A 2,427-nucleotide genomic window follows, 5' to 3' on the forward strand; every position below is an offset into this window, starting at 1 on the left:
GGTTATTTGTACTAAATAAGCATAATGTCTCGCTTTTCTGTTCTTTAATCTTATAGTTATTTTTTATTAAGTACATATCGTTTTTTAGAAATCTCAATCCTAGCAGAGTATATAAATTGGGTGATAAAAATGTGGAACATAATTACCTCTTATCTTCCAGATTGGAAAGTCTTTGTACAAGCTTTTATCTTGTTTTTAATTCCGTATACTATCTCAAGATTTTTTCATTGGGTTCGTATGTCAGAGAAAGAGTGGGAAGAATGAGTTGGTGGAAGTCAAGAGACAAACAAGTGAAAAAAAATAATATTCAAATTAAAACGAAACAAGAGCATAAACTATCTCAAAATGCAAACGTTCATTTCACAAATGATTTTGCCTCTAACTTAGAACTTATAAAGCAACAAATCGGACATAATTCTGATGTTCGCTTTCGGAAGTTTAATATTGGACGCACAGATATTCAGGCTGGGATCGTTTTTGTTGATGGCCTATCAGATAAAGAGATAATTGACAAACATATTATGAAATTACTAATGGATGATTTTTCTGATGAATATAAAAATGAATCTTCTTATGTGGAGGGGACTGTTTCAAAAGAATATATTAAAAATAAAGTTCTTACAATTAGTGAAGTAGCAGAAGTCCATTACATAAAATATTTAATACCCAAAGTATTGATAGGTTCAACAGCTCTTTTAATTGATGGTTTAGCAGATGTGTTTATTCTTGGTACAACAAAAGCAAATAAACGAAACATTGAAGAACCAGTATCGGAGGCATTAGTCAGAGGGCCACGGGTCGGTTTTACTGAAGTATTAAGTGATAATACCTCACTTTTGCGACGACATTGTGCGGATGAGAGCTTATCATTAGTAAAGCTACCAGTAGGAGAACGTGCAAAGAAAGAGTTAGTTGTGGCATTTATTAGAGATCTTGCTAGTACAGAATTGGTGGATGAAGTAAAAAACAGAATTCAGAAAATTGACATAGACAGTGTACTCGAATCTGGTTATATAGAGCAACTCATTGAAGATAATTATCTAAGTCCTTTTCCACAGATTCAAAATACAGAACGGCCTGATCGTGTTATTAGTGCTTTAATGGAAGGTCGAGTAGCTATTTTGTTAGATGGAACACCATTTGTTTTAATTGCTCCAGTTACATTTAGTATGCTGCTGCAATCACCAGAAGATTATTATGAAAGGTGGCTTCCTGGTACGCTTCTCCGCTTATTACGCTTCATGACAGCTTTTGTTTCATTATTTGCTCCAGCACTATATATTTCTTTTATTTCATTTCATCCAGGATTGATTCCCACTAAGCTCGCTATTTCTATTATCGGATCGCGAGAAGGAGTCCCTTTTCCCGCTTTAATAGAAGCGTTAATTATGGAAGTAGCTATCGAAGTTTTGCGAGAAGCAGGTTTACGTCTGCCTAAACCAATTGGACCTGCAATGGGAATTGTGGGCGGTTTAATAATTGGTCAGGCTGCCGTAGAAGCAGGAATTGTTAGTCCAATAATGGTTATCGTTGTTGCGGTAACAGCTATTTCTTCTTTTACTGTTCCGCAATATAGTGTAGGAATTACGTTACGCATTCTTCGTTTTGTAGCTATGTTTTGTGCTGCGATATTTGGTTTGTATGGAGTTATTCTCTTCTTTCTTTTACTTTGCAGTCATTTAGTGAAACTGAAAAGTTTTGGCGTTCCTTATACCAGTCCTGCTGTTCCATATCAATTCAGTGACTGGAAAGATTTTATGGTTCGCATGCCATTAAAAATAATGAGACGTCGACCGAAAATAATGCATACCAAAAAAAATATCCGCAAAAGGTAGCTGATGACGAAAGGAAGTGGCCTTCAGTGATTACTAAACTTAAAGACCGAATAACAACTTCGCAAGCAGTTGTTATTATTGTAAATTACATACTTGGGACAGGAATTCTCACTCTGCCCAGAGCATCTGTGGAAAAAGTGAAAACACCAGATGTATGGATAAGTGTGATATTAGGTGGAATACTGGCAATGGTTTCAGGAGTAATTATGGTCAAATTAAGTCAGCAGTTTCCAGAAAAAACATTTTACCAATACAGTCAAGATATTGTAGGGAAATGGATAGGCAGATTACTTAGTTTTCTTATTATAGGGTATTTTCTTACAACTTCAGCATTTCAAATTCGTTCAATGGCAGAAGTAATAAGCTTTTTTTTGCTCGAAGGAACCCCCACATGGGCTATTGTTATGCCTTTTATGTGGATAGGTCTCTATTTGATTATGAGTGGTATTAATTCAATTGCACGGATGTTTGAAATAATATTTCCTATTACTGTTTTTATTTTTTTAATCATTTCCTTTATGAGCATCGGAATATTCGAGATAGATAATCTCCGTCCCGTATTAGGTCTGGGAATTAAACCAGTATTAGATGG

The 2,427-nt window shown here is 35.1% G+C and carries 2 protein-coding genes; both read left to right on the forward strand.

Annotation, left to right across the window (positions count from 1 at the left end; all coding sequences use genetic code 11):
* Nucleotides 1-260 precede the first annotated feature (260 nt).
* Nucleotides 261-1,835 (forward strand): spore germination protein, encoded by a 1,575-nt coding sequence (locus ABWK52_RS24090; protein WP_141537398.1) that lies wholly within the window; start codon nucleotides 261-263, stop codon nucleotides 1,833-1,835.
* 26 nt (nucleotides 1,836-1,861) lie between these two features.
* The coding region (locus ABWK52_RS24095; protein ID WP_353772182.1) for a GerAB/ArcD/ProY family transporter at nucleotides 1,862-2,427 on the forward strand (566 nt) is incomplete at its 3' end.

Origin of the sequence: Bacillus sp. AP50, from assembly GCF_040492675.1 — a bacterium.
GTDB lineage: Bacteria > Bacillota > Bacilli > Bacillales > Bacillaceae_G > Bacillus_A > Bacillus_A cereus.

What these genes read in the sequence shown, in the direction of transcription:
- ABWK52_RS24090 (WP_141537398.1), top strand. Translation starts at nt 261, where the DNA reads ATGAGTTGGTGGAAGTCAAGAGACAAACAAGTGAAAAAAAATAATATT.